Origin of the sequence: Shewanella sp. DC2-4, from assembly GCF_013248875.1 — a bacterium.
Taxonomy (GTDB): Bacteria; Pseudomonadota; Gammaproteobacteria; order Enterobacterales; family Shewanellaceae; genus Shewanella; species Shewanella oncorhynchi.
This window is the reverse complement of the sequence record NZ_JABRVR010000002.1, coordinates 965,319-978,785: the sequence shown is the minus strand read 5'-3', so window position 1 is coordinate 978,785 and position 13,467 is coordinate 965,319. Positions and strand designations below refer to the sequence as shown.

General features: G+C 44.2%; 13 protein-coding genes and 1 pseudogene. 4 read left to right on the top strand and 10 right to left on the bottom strand.

The features are described from left to right. Position 1 precedes the first annotated feature (1 nt). The 7 genes from HQQ92_RS04975 to HQQ92_RS04945 are packed head-to-tail and all read right to left on the bottom strand — an operon-like array spanning position 2 to position 6,844. On the bottom strand, positions 2–796 hold the full coding sequence (locus HQQ92_RS04975; protein WP_173243610.1) for a DUF1365 domain-containing protein: 795 nt from the start codon (positions 794–796) through the stop codon (positions 2–4). Beyond that, the gene (locus HQQ92_RS04970) at positions 793–2,043 is read right to left on the bottom strand and encodes an NAD(P)/FAD-dependent oxidoreductase (protein WP_173243607.1); all 1,251 of its coding nucleotides are present in this window, start codon (positions 2,041–2,043) and stop codon (positions 793–795) included. Before HQQ92_RS04970 ends, HQQ92_RS04975 begins: the two co-directional genes overlap by 4 nt. After that, positions 2,040–2,840 (bottom strand): SDR family NAD(P)-dependent oxidoreductase, encoded by an 801-nt coding sequence (locus HQQ92_RS04965; RefSeq protein ID WP_173243604.1) that lies wholly within the window; start codon positions 2,838–2,840, stop codon positions 2,040–2,042. Before HQQ92_RS04965 ends, HQQ92_RS04970 begins: the two co-directional genes overlap by 4 nt. Further along, complete coding sequence (locus HQQ92_RS04960; protein ID WP_173243599.1) at positions 2,840–3,286, bottom strand: nuclear transport factor 2 family protein; 447 nt, start codon at positions 3,284–3,286, stop codon at positions 2,840–2,842. Before HQQ92_RS04960 ends, HQQ92_RS04965 begins: the two co-directional genes overlap by 1 nt. Before the next feature lie 23 nt (positions 3,287–3,309). Continuing rightward, the gene (phrB, locus tag HQQ92_RS04955) at positions 3,310–4,812 is read right to left on the bottom strand and encodes a deoxyribodipyrimidine photo-lyase (protein ID WP_173243596.1); all 1,503 of its coding nucleotides are present in this window, start codon (positions 4,810–4,812) and stop codon (positions 3,310–3,312) included. Further along, positions 4,799–5,830 carry a MerR family transcriptional regulator gene (locus HQQ92_RS04950; RefSeq protein ID WP_173243593.1) on the bottom strand — a complete coding sequence of 344 codons (1,032 nt, stop codon included), beginning with the start codon at positions 5,828–5,830 and terminating at the stop codon, positions 4,799–4,801. The genes phrB and HQQ92_RS04950 overlap by 14 nt, the downstream gene beginning before the upstream one ends. Positions 5,831–5,890: 60 nt before the next feature. Further along, positions 5,891–6,844, bottom strand: coding sequence for a DUF523 and DUF1722 domain-containing protein (locus HQQ92_RS04945; protein WP_173243591.1), 954 nt, complete (start codon positions 6,842–6,844; stop codon positions 5,891–5,893). A 273-nt stretch (positions 6,845–7,117) separates the two neighbouring features. On the opposite strand from HQQ92_RS04945, the gene HQQ92_RS04940 reads away from it, so the two are divergent. Continuing rightward, positions 7,118–7,642 carry a hypothetical protein gene (locus HQQ92_RS04940; RefSeq protein WP_173243587.1) on the top strand — a complete coding sequence of 175 codons (525 nt, stop codon included), beginning with the start codon at positions 7,118–7,120 and terminating at the stop codon, positions 7,640–7,642. A 153-nt stretch (positions 7,643–7,795) separates the two neighbouring features. On the opposite strand, the gene HQQ92_RS04935 is transcribed toward HQQ92_RS04940, so the two are convergent. From HQQ92_RS04935 to HQQ92_RS04925, 3 genes are read right to left on the bottom strand one after another with little or no spacing between them, the layout of a single operon-like run. Further along, positions 7,796–8,080, bottom strand: coding sequence for a heavy-metal-associated domain-containing protein (locus HQQ92_RS04935; RefSeq protein WP_173243585.1), 285 nt, complete (start codon positions 8,078–8,080; stop codon positions 7,796–7,798). After that, entirely contained in the window at positions 8,077–8,394 is a 318-nt protein-coding gene (locus HQQ92_RS04930; RefSeq protein ID WP_309247085.1) for a hypothetical protein, read from the bottom strand. The genes HQQ92_RS04935 and HQQ92_RS04930 overlap by 4 nt, the downstream gene beginning before the upstream one ends. 16 nt (positions 8,395–8,410) lie before the next feature. Next, a complete protein-coding gene (locus HQQ92_RS04925; RefSeq protein ID WP_173243582.1) occupies positions 8,411–9,553 on the bottom strand; it encodes a transglutaminase-like domain-containing protein in 1,143 nt (380 codons plus the stop codon). A gap of 691 nt (positions 9,554–10,244) precedes the next feature. Here HQQ92_RS04925 and HQQ92_RS04920 point away from each other — a divergent pair. The 3 genes and pseudogenes from HQQ92_RS04920 to HQQ92_RS04910 all read left to right on the top strand — a co-directional run bounded on the left by HQQ92_RS04920 (position 10,245) and on the right by HQQ92_RS04910 (position 13,404). Beyond that, positions 10,245–11,321, top strand: a complete 1,077-nt coding sequence (locus HQQ92_RS04920) for a porin (protein ID WP_168823015.1) — start codon at positions 10,245–10,247, stop codon at positions 11,319–11,321. Between the two features lie 9 nt (positions 11,322–11,330). Then, positions 11,331–11,741: a phosphate ABC transporter substrate-binding protein gene (locus HQQ92_RS04915; protein ID WP_105251847.1), complete on the top strand. Its 411-nt coding sequence runs from the start codon at positions 11,331–11,333 to the stop codon at positions 11,739–11,741. 44 nt (positions 11,742–11,785) lie between these two features. Beyond that, a pseudogene (locus HQQ92_RS04910) lies at positions 11,786–13,404 on the top strand (methyl-accepting chemotaxis protein). Positions 13,405–13,467 lie beyond the last annotated feature (63 nt).

Below are 13,467 nucleotides of genomic sequence, written 5' to 3'. Positions count from 1 at the left end.
GTTATTTCTCCATCTGAGCTGGATGCGGCACAAAGGGCACACGTTTAAAAAAGAGTTTTAGCGCTTGCCAATAAATCCCGAAGAAGATCTTGAGAGTCATAAAAGGGAAGCGAAACAAAAGCGTCCGTAAATTGGCCGCCGTGATCGGTTGGCGTTTCATCACTAAATTGGCATTAAACAGTTTTTTGCCATTCTCTTGCATCGACTTGTTTTCAATACCGATGTTTAAGTCTTCACTCGGCGCAGACACATGCCAGAGATAACGCATATCGAGAGTCATAAAGGGAGACACGTGAAACACTTTGTCAGAAGGTTTTGGCGCGGCTAAATCGACTAAATAGCAATGGCGCTGATCCCAAGGCGTGTTACTCACCTCGGCCAACATGTATAAAGGCGTTTGATCTTGATAACAAAAGTAGAAATTTACTGGGCTAAAATACACGCCAAAATGGCGGATCTGACCCACAAACAAAACTCGATCGCACAGTTTATCTGCGCCTAACGCTGCCACTTGAGTCAATACGCGACTCTTAAGTGCAGCGGCGCTCGGATCGACAACAGCCACTTCACTACTGTCATTGGATGTAGTCGTAAAAGAAGTTAAATAGTCTTTAGGATTGAATCTCAGTAAAGCGCGGCGCTGGCTGGCAAAAACTCGCCCCATGGCACTGATCTTATCGACTTCATCTAAATCAATCGCCAACAGCGCCATGGCATAACTAAAGCTATGTTTAATCGGCGTAAAACGGCTGTGGGATACAGTGCCGTAATAAATACCGCTATTGAGCTCTGTCATAGGCTGACACCAAAATGGGCACACACATCAAGTGCACTGCGAACGCCATCTTCATGGAAACCATTGTGCCAATAGGCGCCAGCAAAATGGGTATGATTTTGCCCGGATATTTCCTCACGGCGGCCCTGAGCCTTAAGACTGGCTTCGTTAAACACTGGGTGGGCATAATTGAAGCGGCGTATCACTTTCGACTCATCAATCAACTCTGACTGATTCAAGGTGACACAAAAGGTCGGCGCATTGGCTGGCAACTGTTGCAGTATGTTCATGTTGTAAGTCACTGACGCTGGACGTTTTAGGTTACCATCTAATCGATAGTTCCAACTCGCCCAAGCGGCTTTTCGCTTCGGTAAAATACGCGTATCCATGTGCAGCATCACATCGTTATTCTGGTAGCTGAGGTCGCCTAAAATGGCGCGTTCTGTTGGCGTAGGATCGTTTAACATCCGCAGTGCTTGGTCGCTATGACAGGCTAAAATCACCTCATCAAATTCCAACCATTCACCGTGAACTTGTAACTTCACCCCATTGCCATGGCGTTCAATACCTGTCACGGGTGAGTTAAGGCGGATATTGTCTTTAAAGGGCGCAATAAGATCAGGAATATAGCTACGTGAGCCCCCCTTTAGCACATACCACTGAGGTCTATCACTGACATTCAATAAACCATGGTGCTGGAAGAAACGAATAAAAAACTTCAACGAAAACGCGCGCATATCTTCTATGCTCGAAGACCAAATCGCCGCGCCCATAGGCAAAATGTAATGCTCAGCAAAAAATGGTGAGAAGTGTTCACTGTCTAAGTAATCACCTAAGTTACCTTCGGGATAAATATCCTGTTGATAGAGTGCTTTACAGCCTTTATTGAAGCGCAAAATTTCTTTTAAAAAGGCCCAAAAGCGTGGATTCAGGAGGTTACGCTTTTGGGCAAACAAACTGCCTAAATTGTGGCCGTTGTATTCAAGCCCAGTCAGGGCATTGTGCACGCTAAAACTCATCTCAGTCGGTAATATGGTGACATTAAGGCGAGCCAATAAACGTTCAAATCGTGGATACGTTCTGTCATTAAACACGATAAAACCTGTGTCTATAGCGTAGGTTTGCCCTTGATGCTCCACATCGACTGTCGCCGTGTGGCCGCCGATATAGTCATTGGCCTCAAACACTGTAACCCTGTGCGACTCACTTAATAGATGGCCACAGGTTAATCCAGAAATGCCGGTGCCGATGATGGCGATATTTTTCATAAACTCTTGTCCTTTAGCGGCTTGGCTTGAGTATCGTTTGCAATCATTTTTTGCCACACAAAGGCAGGTAAAAACGACATCAACTTCAATAGATAAGTAAAGCGTCGCGGAAAATGGATCTCGCGCTTGCCACCTTTCAGCCCATTACGTATCGCCTTAGAAGCGGTTTGTACACTCACTTGCATTGGCATAGAAAAATCATTTTTTGCGGTCAGTGGTGTCGCCACAAAACCAGGGCAAATCAAGCTCACGCCTATGTCGTTCTTGGCAAGATCGAGCGCAAGACTCGAGGCTAAATACTGCACGCCGGCTTTAGAGGCGCCGTAAGCTTCAGCGCGAGGGAAAGGTAAATAAATAGCACTAGAACTCATTAAGCCAATACGTGAACCCCTTGGCATTAAAGGTAAAAATGCCCCGAGGCAATATCCCATTGCAATTAGATTGGTATGGATAACGCGCTCGAACAACACATCATCGAAAGCCTTAGCATCATCAATATATTCACAACTGCCCGCATTCAAAATGACCAAATCGAGCTGAGAATCTGTTTTCGCCAATAGCTCAGCTACATTTTGGCCAGCTTGTTGAACTTGGTCGCGCTGGGATATATCGAAGATAAACAACGTAGCACCGACTAGTTCATTCAAGGCTAACGACTCTAACCTTTCTTGCGATCGGCCACAGGCAATGACATGCCAACCTAAGGCTAAATAATCCTGAGCCAGTCGCAGCCCAATGCCTGAGCTTGCACCCGTAATCAGCACGGTATTTATTTTCAATGGCTTAACAGCGCTCATTATTTTGCCGCCCTATCTTTGAGCAAACGGATAAGCCCGCCCATGCAAGGCAAATGCTCGTACAACATTTGCCCTAAGTCGAAGTAATCCCTGTGAAAATAAATCTTGTCGTCGAACTTAAGTTGACTCATGCCGTCAACACGGATAAGTTCGCCTTTATTCAACTTAGGGTGGCAATATTGCATCTGCCAAAACAGCGCGGCTTGGTTCGCATCCTGCTGCACTTCTTTGATCTCAAACTGAATATGCTTAACATTCTTATATAACTTCGCGAAGTACTGAGTTAACGACGCTAGCCCTGTGATTTGATGCATAGGATCGGTAAAACTAATACTGTCGTCGTAAACCCGACCTAACAGATGCAAGTTATCTTTATTCAAAGCTTGATAAAGCTGAATAAAATCATCAACAAGCGTATTAGTCTCAGTCGTCGCTTGGTTTATCATCTTGTTATTGCTCCTGATCCTATTTATTGGGCCGTGGCCTTTTTCAATACGCCTAATACGGTTAATGCCCTTGCTCTTGCTGCACTGTGCTCGACAATCGCACTTGGATAAGCCGTTTTAGTGTTGAATAACGGCGGTTCAAACAAGGACGGTGTCTGCGCTGTACTGGGTTGATGTAATTGCTTAATTCCCCAAGATGCGAGCTCTGGTAAATACTTACGGATAAAGCTGCCATCTGGATCAAACTTTTCACTCTGGCTTATAGGATTAAAAATACGGAAATAAGGCTGAGCATCGCAGCCACAACCCGCAGACCACTGCCAGCCGCCATTATTCGCGGCTAAGTCACCATCAATCAGTTTTTGGCGGAAATAGCGCTCGCCCCAGCGCCAGTCAATCAGCAGATGTTTAGTCAGGAAACTCGCCACCACCATACGCAGCCGATTGTGCATCCAACCCGTTTGATTGAGTTGGCGCATAGCCGCATCCACAATCGGATAGCCAGTACGACCTTCACACCAAGCAGCAAACTCCTGCGGGTTATTGCGCCACTGCACATGGTCGGCTTGACGATTGAAATTGTGATTCTTAGATAAATCGGGAAATGCCACCAGCAAATGACGGTAAAACTCACGCCAAGTAAGCTCATTTAACCAAGTACGAGCAGGGCTAGTGTCGTCAACAATCACCTCAGGGAAGTGATGCAACAGCGCGGCAACGCATTGTCTTGGGCTAACCACACCAATGGCCAGATAGGGTGAAATTGAGCTAGTACCATCAATGGCGGGGAAATCCCTATCTTGCTTATAATCCTGCACTTTTTGCAGAATAAATGCTGAGAGTAAACGCTTCGCCTGCCCTTCTCCCGCAGCCCAAAGTTCACTCGACATTTTAGTGACATTGTTAAACAAAAGCGGCTTTGGCTCGGCCAACACAGGTCCAAGTGGCGCCGGAACAGGAAGCGGCAAAATGGCATGGCGGGCGGCAATTTCTCGCCACTTACGGCTAAAAGGAGTGAAAACCTTGTACATGTCGCCGGATAAATTCAGCACAGTACCCGGCTTAAGCAAACAGTGTTCTTCGGTTAACACTAGAGGGATACCCGCCTGAATACAGGCTTGGTCGCGCAGTTGCTCGTTAATCTCAGGCTCGCGACCAGCAAACACTCGACCAATCCCCTGTTGCTGGCAATAGTGACCGATAAACTCAGGTACATCAGCAAAGGTATCTAACTGAATTAACTCGAATCCAATACCAAGACTCGCCAGTCCTTGGGTAAGTAAATTGATATGACGTTCGATAAAATCCAACTGAATGGGTGCAACGTCATGGCGCTGCCACTGGGTTGGCGTAGCGATATAAATCGCCTTAAGTGCCACGCTATTCTCCCGCGCCCAATCGCAAGCGGCGGTTAATGCCTGATTATCGGCAAGGCGTAAATCTTGGCGAAACCACATCAGTGCATTATTGCCCTGCACTTTTATTGGAATTGAATCTATTGGCATTGAATCGTTAGCTAATATCATTGTTTTTCTCGCTATTTATCTGCTCGCTTTGATTCACGGTATTCATCTTTCCACTGTGCTTACGACTTCTATTCACCTTCCCCGCTAAACGAGATGGTATTTTCCCAATCAAGTCCGTCGTCGAAGACGCCAAAAAAGCAGATAAAAAGCTTAACGTTGGCGCAAAAGGCCCCATAAACCAGCATGGGAAAGTCATTTGTTCCAATACAGTCAGCATTTCAGTCTGTTCAGAACCCGAATGATTTGAGTCGGGAATAAGCAAAAGTGCATCGACGTTAAGCCTGCCTCGCAGCAAAGGTAAACTGCCCATGGCTTGCTCGCCAAGATCAATAACCGATACCCGCAGCGACGCTAACTCGAGCGATAGAAGTAGAGAAAATAAAATGTTAGTGCGGGTGGAATTAAGCGAGGTATGTGCCCCACGGGATAGACTCACCAGAGCGATTCTCGCCGTCACGGCCTGCCCATTAAAGGCATGACGTCCACCCACTCGGTTAAGTAACTCGCTCTTTAACCAAGCAATAATCAACTCGGCATCGAGCCGCTCATTCACTAAGTCCTCGAGTTGATTAAGCCAAGGTTGTAGCAACTTTTCTTTCACCAATTGGAAAGGATATAAGCCAAATGCATCATCTAAAATCTGCTGTAATTTGTGCTGATTGAAGTCGAATAATGCCGTATTAAGCGCAGTGACTTGCTCGCACCATAAATCAATGGCTTGAGTTTGAACTATTTCTGTAAACGAAGATTTAGCAGCACTCATCAGCAAAGGTTTAACCTTACTGATCGCAACACCTTTAGCTAGCCATGCATTAATCTCATGGATTTCTTGGATATTTTCACTCGTATATAATCTGTGTCCCTTGGGTGTACGTGCAGGGATCACCAAGCCAAAACGGCGCTGCCATGCCCTTAAGGTCACGGCATTCACGCCCGTTAAGGCCGACACTTCACCGATGGGGAGTAATATCTCACCATTGGGTTCTGTGTGGGCCGTGTTCTCTATAGTTTGTTTCATATTTCAGTAATAACTCACTAAATCAAAAGCTAAAATCAACTGAATGCGATTAGGTAAACGTTAATAGGCATAGCGCAGCTTTAACGCCTCAGGATGAGGGTTTAAGTACACTTGCTCTTCAATATAAGGTGTTGGAAATTCGCGTAAATAATGGTTAATGAGCGTGATAGGTACTAATAACGGCAATAAACCTTGGCGATATTTCATAATCGTTTCAGACAGTTCTATCTTTTGCTCTTTGCTCAAATGCTTTTTAAAGTAACCCTGAATATGCTGCAGCGTACTAGTATGATTTTTACGGGTCGCATTAATTTTCAGCGCCGTCATAAAGCCTTCAAAGTAGCGGGTCGCGCTTTGCTCAAGATCCTCAATATTGGCCACTATCGGCCCAAGCTCGCGATACCATGTCGGGCTGTGTGCCATTAATAGGTATTTATAGCGGGAATGAAACTTCACTAACTTATGCTTAGTCAGCCCTTCATGTTTCATCAGGTGCCAATCGTGATAGGCATAAACGCGGGTGAAAAAGTTCTCCCGCAGCACCATGTCATGCAAGCGGCCTTCTTCTTCCACGGGCAATAGTGGATATCGTTCCATCAACTTGCGAGCAAATACACCAATGCCAGACTTAGAACCATTGTTAGTGCCAATTTTATACTCTGTTACCCGCTCCATGCCGCAGGTTGGCGACTTAGCGCAAAGCAAGTATCCGCCAAGGAAATCGAGCTCTTCAACCTTGTTTTCGCTGTATTCATTGAGCTTATCGGTCACATCTAAGCTACCGTCACCACTCTGAACTAAGATGGTTTCCCCATCACGGACTAGTCGGATACTTTTCCGGGGGGCACCTAAGCCAATCGCCATTTCAGGACAGATGGGCACATAATCGAAAAATTGCTTAATCTCTTGATTACAATAGGTCGAATTTTTATGTCCGCCATCAAAACGAACTTTCTCCCCCAATAGACAAGCGCTGATCCCAATCTGAATTCGCTGCGGGTTAAACTTGTACATAAGTAGGCTCCTTGTATCACTATGTCTTTAATTACGGACCATAGTTGTACAAGGATCAAGTTTTTGTATAAATATTTTTTAAAAGTATCGTTTAACAGTGACTCCTGATAAATCAACCACAAATAAACCTAACTTGGCCTATAACTTGCTAATTCAAATTGCAAAGTTGTCATCAGATAATATTGAAACGTCCAGCAACACCCATTAGTTAACCGCTCAACATTTTAAACCGCAAGTGACCAAGGGACAGATTCATATATAAAGGAGTCGGATATGAGCACAATTAACCCTAATAGTTATACCAATACCTTTGCGAAAAGTTATGCCAATGTGCCACTCAAGCAAGTCGAGCCGAGCACAAATGGCCTAGGAACTCGTGCAAATTCAATAACGGCGGCGAATCTAACTTCATCAATAAGCCAAGATACTGTAACGCTCTCCTCTGCAGCATCGGTAACGACTGCCGATACCTATAGCCATCTGGCCCCTAACGCTAAACAAGGCTACACGGGTAATGTGCAAGCCATTGCAGGCACGCCTGAACCAGACAAAAGCATCAACAGGTTGGACAAAGCCATGCAGGCTATTTTAGATAACCGTACAGGAGTCGATAGGGATAAAATTAATAAGATAGATGAAGAAATGGCGAAGGTTGCAGCCGATGAAAATCTATCTGAAGAACAAAAAGCCAAGCAACTAGAATTACTGCAAGCGCAAAAATTGGATCTGATTAAAGAATCATCGGAGAAAAATGAAGAGCGGCAACGTCGTATCGAGTCCGAGGTGTATTACAGCTAACGAAGAAATGACCCGCAAAGGAAAAAATTGGCAGTGAAGGAAGTAACAAGTGGGATACAGAGTGTATTTTCTCGGTGAAATATCAGTCTAATCATTTGAAGCTAGACTGATATTTTATAATGTCACTCAATCCGTTACTAAAGACACCAACGCTTAGGATTGTTTTTCTACCTTATTAATACTGCCCTTATACCCAGTTTCGTCGACGGCCTTAAGCAAACTATCTAGATTAAAATCCTCTGGCACTGTCACTAAGGCTTGCTCCGTTTTTAACGAAGCCTTGGCCTTAATCACCCCATCGGTTTTACGCAGCGCTTTATTCACGACAGTGACACACAGCGGACAAGTCATGCCCTTAACATCTAAGGTGACCAGCACGTTTGCCGCCCAGCTCGACGCTGAACACATACTTAAGGCGAGAAATAACACTAACTTCATTCAAGCACCTCTAATAACCAAGGTAATACAAAAGGATATGACTGAAATGCCAGCACAACAGGTACAGTTAACCAGTACAGCCACAGCATCTGAGTACGACTCAACGTCGCGGTACACAGTGGCTTTTTAGCAAAATAGAGCCGCCAAAATCCCATCAGAATCAGCCCAGACGACAGTATCAACATGGGCACTTGCAGCCAGCTCAGTTGCTCAATCCCCGACAGACTTGCGGCCGACACCCCGAACACCAGATAAATAAGCGGTGCAATACAGCATAGGCTTGAAGCAACCGCAGCAACCACTGCGGCGGCCATAGTCGCTAAGAGGCCCTTAGCGTTGTTCGGTTGACTGGTAGTCATAGGCAAACACTTTAGGCTCATAATAGTTCACGGGATCGCCATCAACTTCGGCATACGGGTAACCAAAGTTATTCAGTGGTGTCTGTTCGGCTGTAGGGAATAAATCAAAGTCGCGGCCATAGTTAAAGCCAACCCAGTTCATTTCCCAATTGCCAAAGAGGTAATCATTCACGGCCTGAACTGCGGGATCGCTGTGTTCTTTTTTCTCCGTCAAACGCATTTTTGTCACATCGGCAGGATCGGCTGGCAACCAACCATAACCCGCTAAATAGAACATAGCGCGACAATGTTGACCACCACTGACATCGGCAACCCCTTTGTCATCGGCACTACCAAAGGCCTTTTTAGAATATTCGCCCATCTTGATAGCCTGACCTAAGCGAATCCCAAACATCTCACGTGCAGGGATCCCCACTGCGCGCATTAGCGCCACAAGTACTGAGTTAATATCGGTACACTTACCGCCTAACTTGCCACTTTCGAGGATACTTGCTACATCACCCGTACCACAGCCAATCACGCTATTATCGCGAAACATATTAGCGCTAACCCAAAGATAAATCAGTCGTGCTTGCTTCAGTGGTTCAGTCTCGCTGCCAACGATCTTATCTGCTGTTTGCTTCACAATACCATTAAGCGGCATGTGTTTAGTCGGCAGCAAATAACGTTCAACATCTGCAGGATAATGTATCTGCTCTGGGGTGCGGTAATGGGTTAAGGCGCCGCTTTTAACGGGTTCCCAATCTATCGTTTCAATATCAAGCTCAACCGTTATTGTCATATTCGCTTTGGCATCGGGCCAAGTCGCAAACAGGGTTTTAGCGCCATAACTGTTGTTTGAACTGATATAGGCGTCTTTAAAACTGCCCGTAAAATTCAGCTGACTCACCAATTGGAATTGCGTGTCTTCGGGCAAAGGGATCCACAACTTAACCACACCCTCAGACCCTTCTGGGGCAATAAGATGGTAAGTATTGATTAAGGTAAAACGGCGGCGTCCATCGCTTGAGCTATGTTCAACGACACTCGATTTAGAGGAAGATGCTAGTACTGGCGTGATAAAACCCGCAGTCGACAAAATAGCCGCACTTTTTAAAAAATTGCGTCTTTGCATTATGAAATTCCTTTTATTGGATCATATTTAGGAAGAAGAGAAACTCAACATAAGAGAGCAAGATTATAGGTGCTATAGCACTGTGCAGCAATCAAGCCGCTAACCATACAGTATAAAACCACGACATCGGAGAAAAAGACTCAGTAAAATATGCTACAGCGCTGGCATACTCATGAAAATGGAATAAATATCGACGTTGACTTAACAAGTATAATCAATGAAAGATTTAGAACGTTTCTATGTAAAAAGCCCAATTTTAGTTTAATAAAAAAGTATCCATTGCGTTATTTTTATAATCTAAAGGCTAAATAACAACCATATTTAGCCTTGGCTAATGTTGTTAATAAAGATAATTATCTCACCACTTTTCACTCAACCTTTGAGTCTCTCATTTAGCAAAATCAATAATATTCTTTGGCAAATTTTCGAAACAGTTTTCAGGAAGATCACAGTCTCACCTGAACAGCTTAATGGTATGGCTGAGTAATCATTCCAAATTTAGAATATTGAACTTACAGTTTTGACTTAAGTTAGCTCGAATTACCTAACGCTTTTTACTCATAAAATATCAAACTTATCTTTCAAAATGGGAGCCAGACCACCATGTTGCAAAAATGTTTAATAAAAGTTTGCGTATGTTTGTACCTGTTCTAGGCTTAAAAACGAATATACTCACTTAAAGGGCTTTTTTATGAAACATAAGCTTTCATTAGGTCTTTGCTCACTTTTGCTCAGCTCCACCGCTTATGCAGAAGTCAACATTTCAGGTTTTGCTTCAGTTGTTGCTGGTCAAGTTCTCGAAGGTTCGGGCGTTGCAGAGTTTGATTTAGGTCCCACCTTTCTCGCCGACTATCCACTTGTTGGCGCCTATGATGAAGATATTAGTTTCAAACCCGATACCTTATTTGGTATTCAATTCTCAGCAGATTTACTCGAAGGTTTATCTGCCACTGCACAGGTTGTTTCCCGCGGGGCTGATGACTTTTCGGCAAGTTTTGAATGGGCTTATCTGTCCTATGAGATCAATGATCATTGGACAGTACAAGGAGGTAAAAAACGCTTACCGCTCTACTATTACAGTGACTTTTTTGATGTTGGATATGCTTATCCTTGGATACGTCCACCCGCAGATAATTACACATGGCAAATATTTAACTACACAGGTGTCAGCGCCTTATATAACTATTTAATTGGCGACTGGACTATGTCTGGACAAGTTTATTACGGTAGCGAAGATAGCGAACCTAATAAGCTTTTATCTGATTTTTTCTTCCTCGAAAATACCCGAGAAGTATGGAAGGATATAGGCGGTATTGTTGTTCAATTCAATAAAGATTGGTTAGATATTCGCCTCACGCATATGCAATATACTAACGAACGTTATATTGGTGGTATTCAGCAGGAATGGAATGGTAGCAACCAACGTACGGGTAAGTTTTATGGCCTATCCGTTAATATAGATTATGAGAATTTCCTTTTTTTATCTGAGCTTAACCGCTTAGATCTCGATGGGAGTAATCTAGATACTTATCTTCTCTCGTTCGGCTATCGTATCGATTCAGTGATGCCTTACATTTCCTATTCGGACTTCAATGATGGTGAAGGCGGTGAAGTTCACCATACAAGTTCTGCAGGTATACGTTGGGATTTCCATCCTTCGGCGGCCTTTAAAATTCAGTATGATGACGTTAAAGATGATGGTGGCCCAGGCATGAAAGTCGCAGGGGATTCGAAATCCATCAGTCTTGGCATTGACTTAGTATTTTAGGAGAGAGAAATGAATAAGTTACTTTGCTTAATCCTACTCAGCTTAGTCTCAATGCCACTATTTGCTGGTGTGGTTGTCATCGTTCATCCCAGTAATGCAGACACTGTCGACCAAAAGGTTATTGAAAATATTTTTCTAGGGAAAACAAAGACCTTTCCTGGTGGAGCGCAGGCCGTGCCGGTCAATCTTGACAGTGCTATGCCATTAAGGGAAACCTTTGATACTAAAGTGCTGGGCAAGTCATCCAGCCAACTTAAGTCATATTGGTCACAAAAAGTATTTACAGGCAAAGGAACGCCACCCAAGGAAGTCACTAGTGGGGCGGAGATGATAAAATTAGTTGCATCGAACCCCAATATTATTGGCTATATTGATAGTAGTGAGGCCAATGATTCGGTAAAAGTTATTGCCGAGTTTTAGATTGGAGTGCCGAGCTCAAGCTCGGCACAACTTGGGGGCAAGGGATGAATTTCTTTAATGATATTTCTATTTTTAAAAAAGTTATCGCGATATTTATTTTAGCAGTCATCATTTTCGCTTTAAACTTAAGCATTAGTGTCATCTCCATAAATAAAAATCGCACCACACTTAATTATATGGAGCAGCAAGTTTACCAAAGAGTTGAACTCGCCAATCAAAACGTGTTTTTTATCCAACGACTCGATGAACTTTATACTCAATCGGTTTCTTTTGCCGACGAGACCTGTTAACTAATGCAGGTACTATGTATGAATCTTTACGTAAAAACCTACAACAATTAAATAGTGTCGATCCCTCACAAGCCAATAAACTCAGCAATCTATCCGCTAAGTTAACCCGCTATAACGACATGACGATTAAGCTGGCTAAAGGCATGTTGGCGGGTACGATTGATATGGCAAACATTGGCCAGATCAGCCAAGAAAGATCCCAAGCCTATGAAGCTGTACTTAATGAAATACAAGATTACAAACAAAGCAAAGTACTCGAATTTAAACAATCGATAAAAGAAGCTGGCGACAGATCTGCGCAAAGTTTGTGGCTCACCCTCTCCATTGGCATCGCTTTGCTGATTGTGATGTTGATTGTCACTATTGCCATTGCACGCGCTATCAGCTCATCTGCGCGTAATGTCGCCCAGTCACTGAGTGAGCTGGCCGATGGAAAAGGCGATCTTAGTCATCAGCTCAAAGTATCTGGTAGTGATGAACTCGGCCAAGTATCAAGTAACTTCAATCGATTTCTTCGCTTGCTCGGAGATTCTATTCGAAGGGTGGTGAATGTTACCGATCCCTTACTTGATAGCTCGCGCTCACTGAAACAGCGCATGGAAGATGCGACGCATGCCACCCAGCGGCAAAGCCATGATGCCAGCGCAGTACAAGTCTCAATGGAAGACATGCGTCACTCTGTCATCGAAATCTCGCAAAATGCCCGCCAAGCCGCCAGTGCAGCACAGGTCGCGGAGAAAGAAGCGATGCAAGGTATGACAGTCGTTCAGCGTACCATCGATATTTCACAGCAATTAAATACAGGAATTCAGGCGGCTTCTAACTCAATCAACGAGCTCGCCAGAGATACTGAAAATGTCACTTCTATCTTAAATGTGATTACCTCTATTGCCGAGCAAACCAACCTGTTGGCACTTAATGCCGCCATCGAAGCCGCCCGCGCAGGTGAGCAAGGACGAGGCTTTGCCGTAGTCGCTGATGAGGTCCGCGCCCTTGCCTCTAAAACAGCCGATGCAACCACTGAAATTCGCCATGTGTTACAAAACCTTAAAACGGCGGCCATTTCCTCGGTCAATACCATGAATGTGGCGATGTCGAAGTCATCGGAAAATGAAACCAATGCTCAAAATACAGGGAGCGCTCTGAAATCAATTCAACAGCAGATTGTCAGTATCAATAGTATGAATACTCACATCGCCTCGGCAACGGAAGAGCAAGCCTCGGTTGCTTCTCAAGTGGTCGATAACGTCGTCAATATGAACGCTTCATTTGAACAGACATTGCAAATTCTGTCGCAGGTTCGCAATGTTTCTGAGGGATTAGTCGATTTTGCCGATGAACTGAAAAACGCCACATCTCAATTCAAACTTTGACCATAGAGCATTATCGAAATGATTGCTCAACATAGAAAACCGGTATTGAGCTTACACTTAATA

What these genes read in the sequence shown, in the direction of transcription:
- HQQ92_RS04935 (WP_173243585.1), bottom strand. Translation starts at nt 8,080, where the DNA reads ATGAAGTTAGTGTTATTTCTCGCCTTAAGTATGTGTTCAGCGTCGAGC.
- HQQ92_RS04930 (WP_309247085.1), bottom strand. Translation starts at nt 8,394, where the DNA reads ATGGCCGCCGCAGTGGTTGCTGCGGTTGCTTCAAGCCTATGCTGTATT.
- HQQ92_RS04925 (WP_173243582.1), bottom strand. Translation starts at nt 9,553, where the DNA reads ATGCAAAGACGCAATTTTTTAAAAAGTGCGGCTATTTTGTCGACTGCG.
- HQQ92_RS04965 (WP_173243604.1), bottom strand. Translation starts at nt 2,840, where the DNA reads ATGAGCGCTGTTAAGCCATTGAAAATAAATACCGTGCTGATTACGGGT.
- HQQ92_RS04945 (WP_173243591.1), bottom strand. Translation starts at nt 6,844, where the DNA reads ATGTACAAGTTTAACCCGCAGCGAATTCAGATTGGGATCAGCGCTTGT.
- HQQ92_RS04950 (WP_173243593.1), bottom strand. Translation starts at nt 5,830, where the DNA reads ATGAAACAAACTATAGAGAACACGGCCCACACAGAACCCAATGGTGAG.
- HQQ92_RS04975 (WP_173243610.1), bottom strand. Translation starts at nt 796, where the DNA reads ATGACAGAGCTCAATAGCGGTATTTATTACGGCACTGTATCCCACAGC.
- HQQ92_RS04970 (WP_173243607.1), bottom strand. Translation starts at nt 2,043, where the DNA reads ATGAAAAATATCGCCATCATCGGCACCGGCATTTCTGGATTAACCTGT.
- HQQ92_RS04915 (WP_105251847.1), top strand. Translation starts at nt 11,331, where the DNA reads ATGAATAAGTTACTTTGCTTAATCCTACTCAGCTTAGTCTCAATGCCA.
- HQQ92_RS04920 (WP_168823015.1), top strand. Translation starts at nt 10,245, where the DNA reads ATGAAACATAAGCTTTCATTAGGTCTTTGCTCACTTTTGCTCAGCTCC.
- HQQ92_RS04960 (WP_173243599.1), bottom strand. Translation starts at nt 3,286, where the DNA reads ATGATAAACCAAGCGACGACTGAGACTAATACGCTTGTTGATGATTTT.
- HQQ92_RS04940 (WP_173243587.1), top strand. Translation starts at nt 7,118, where the DNA reads ATGAGCACAATTAACCCTAATAGTTATACCAATACCTTTGCGAAAAGT.
- phrB (WP_173243596.1), bottom strand. Translation starts at nt 4,812, where the DNA reads ATGATATTAGCTAACGATTCAATGCCAATAGATTCAATTCCAATAAAA.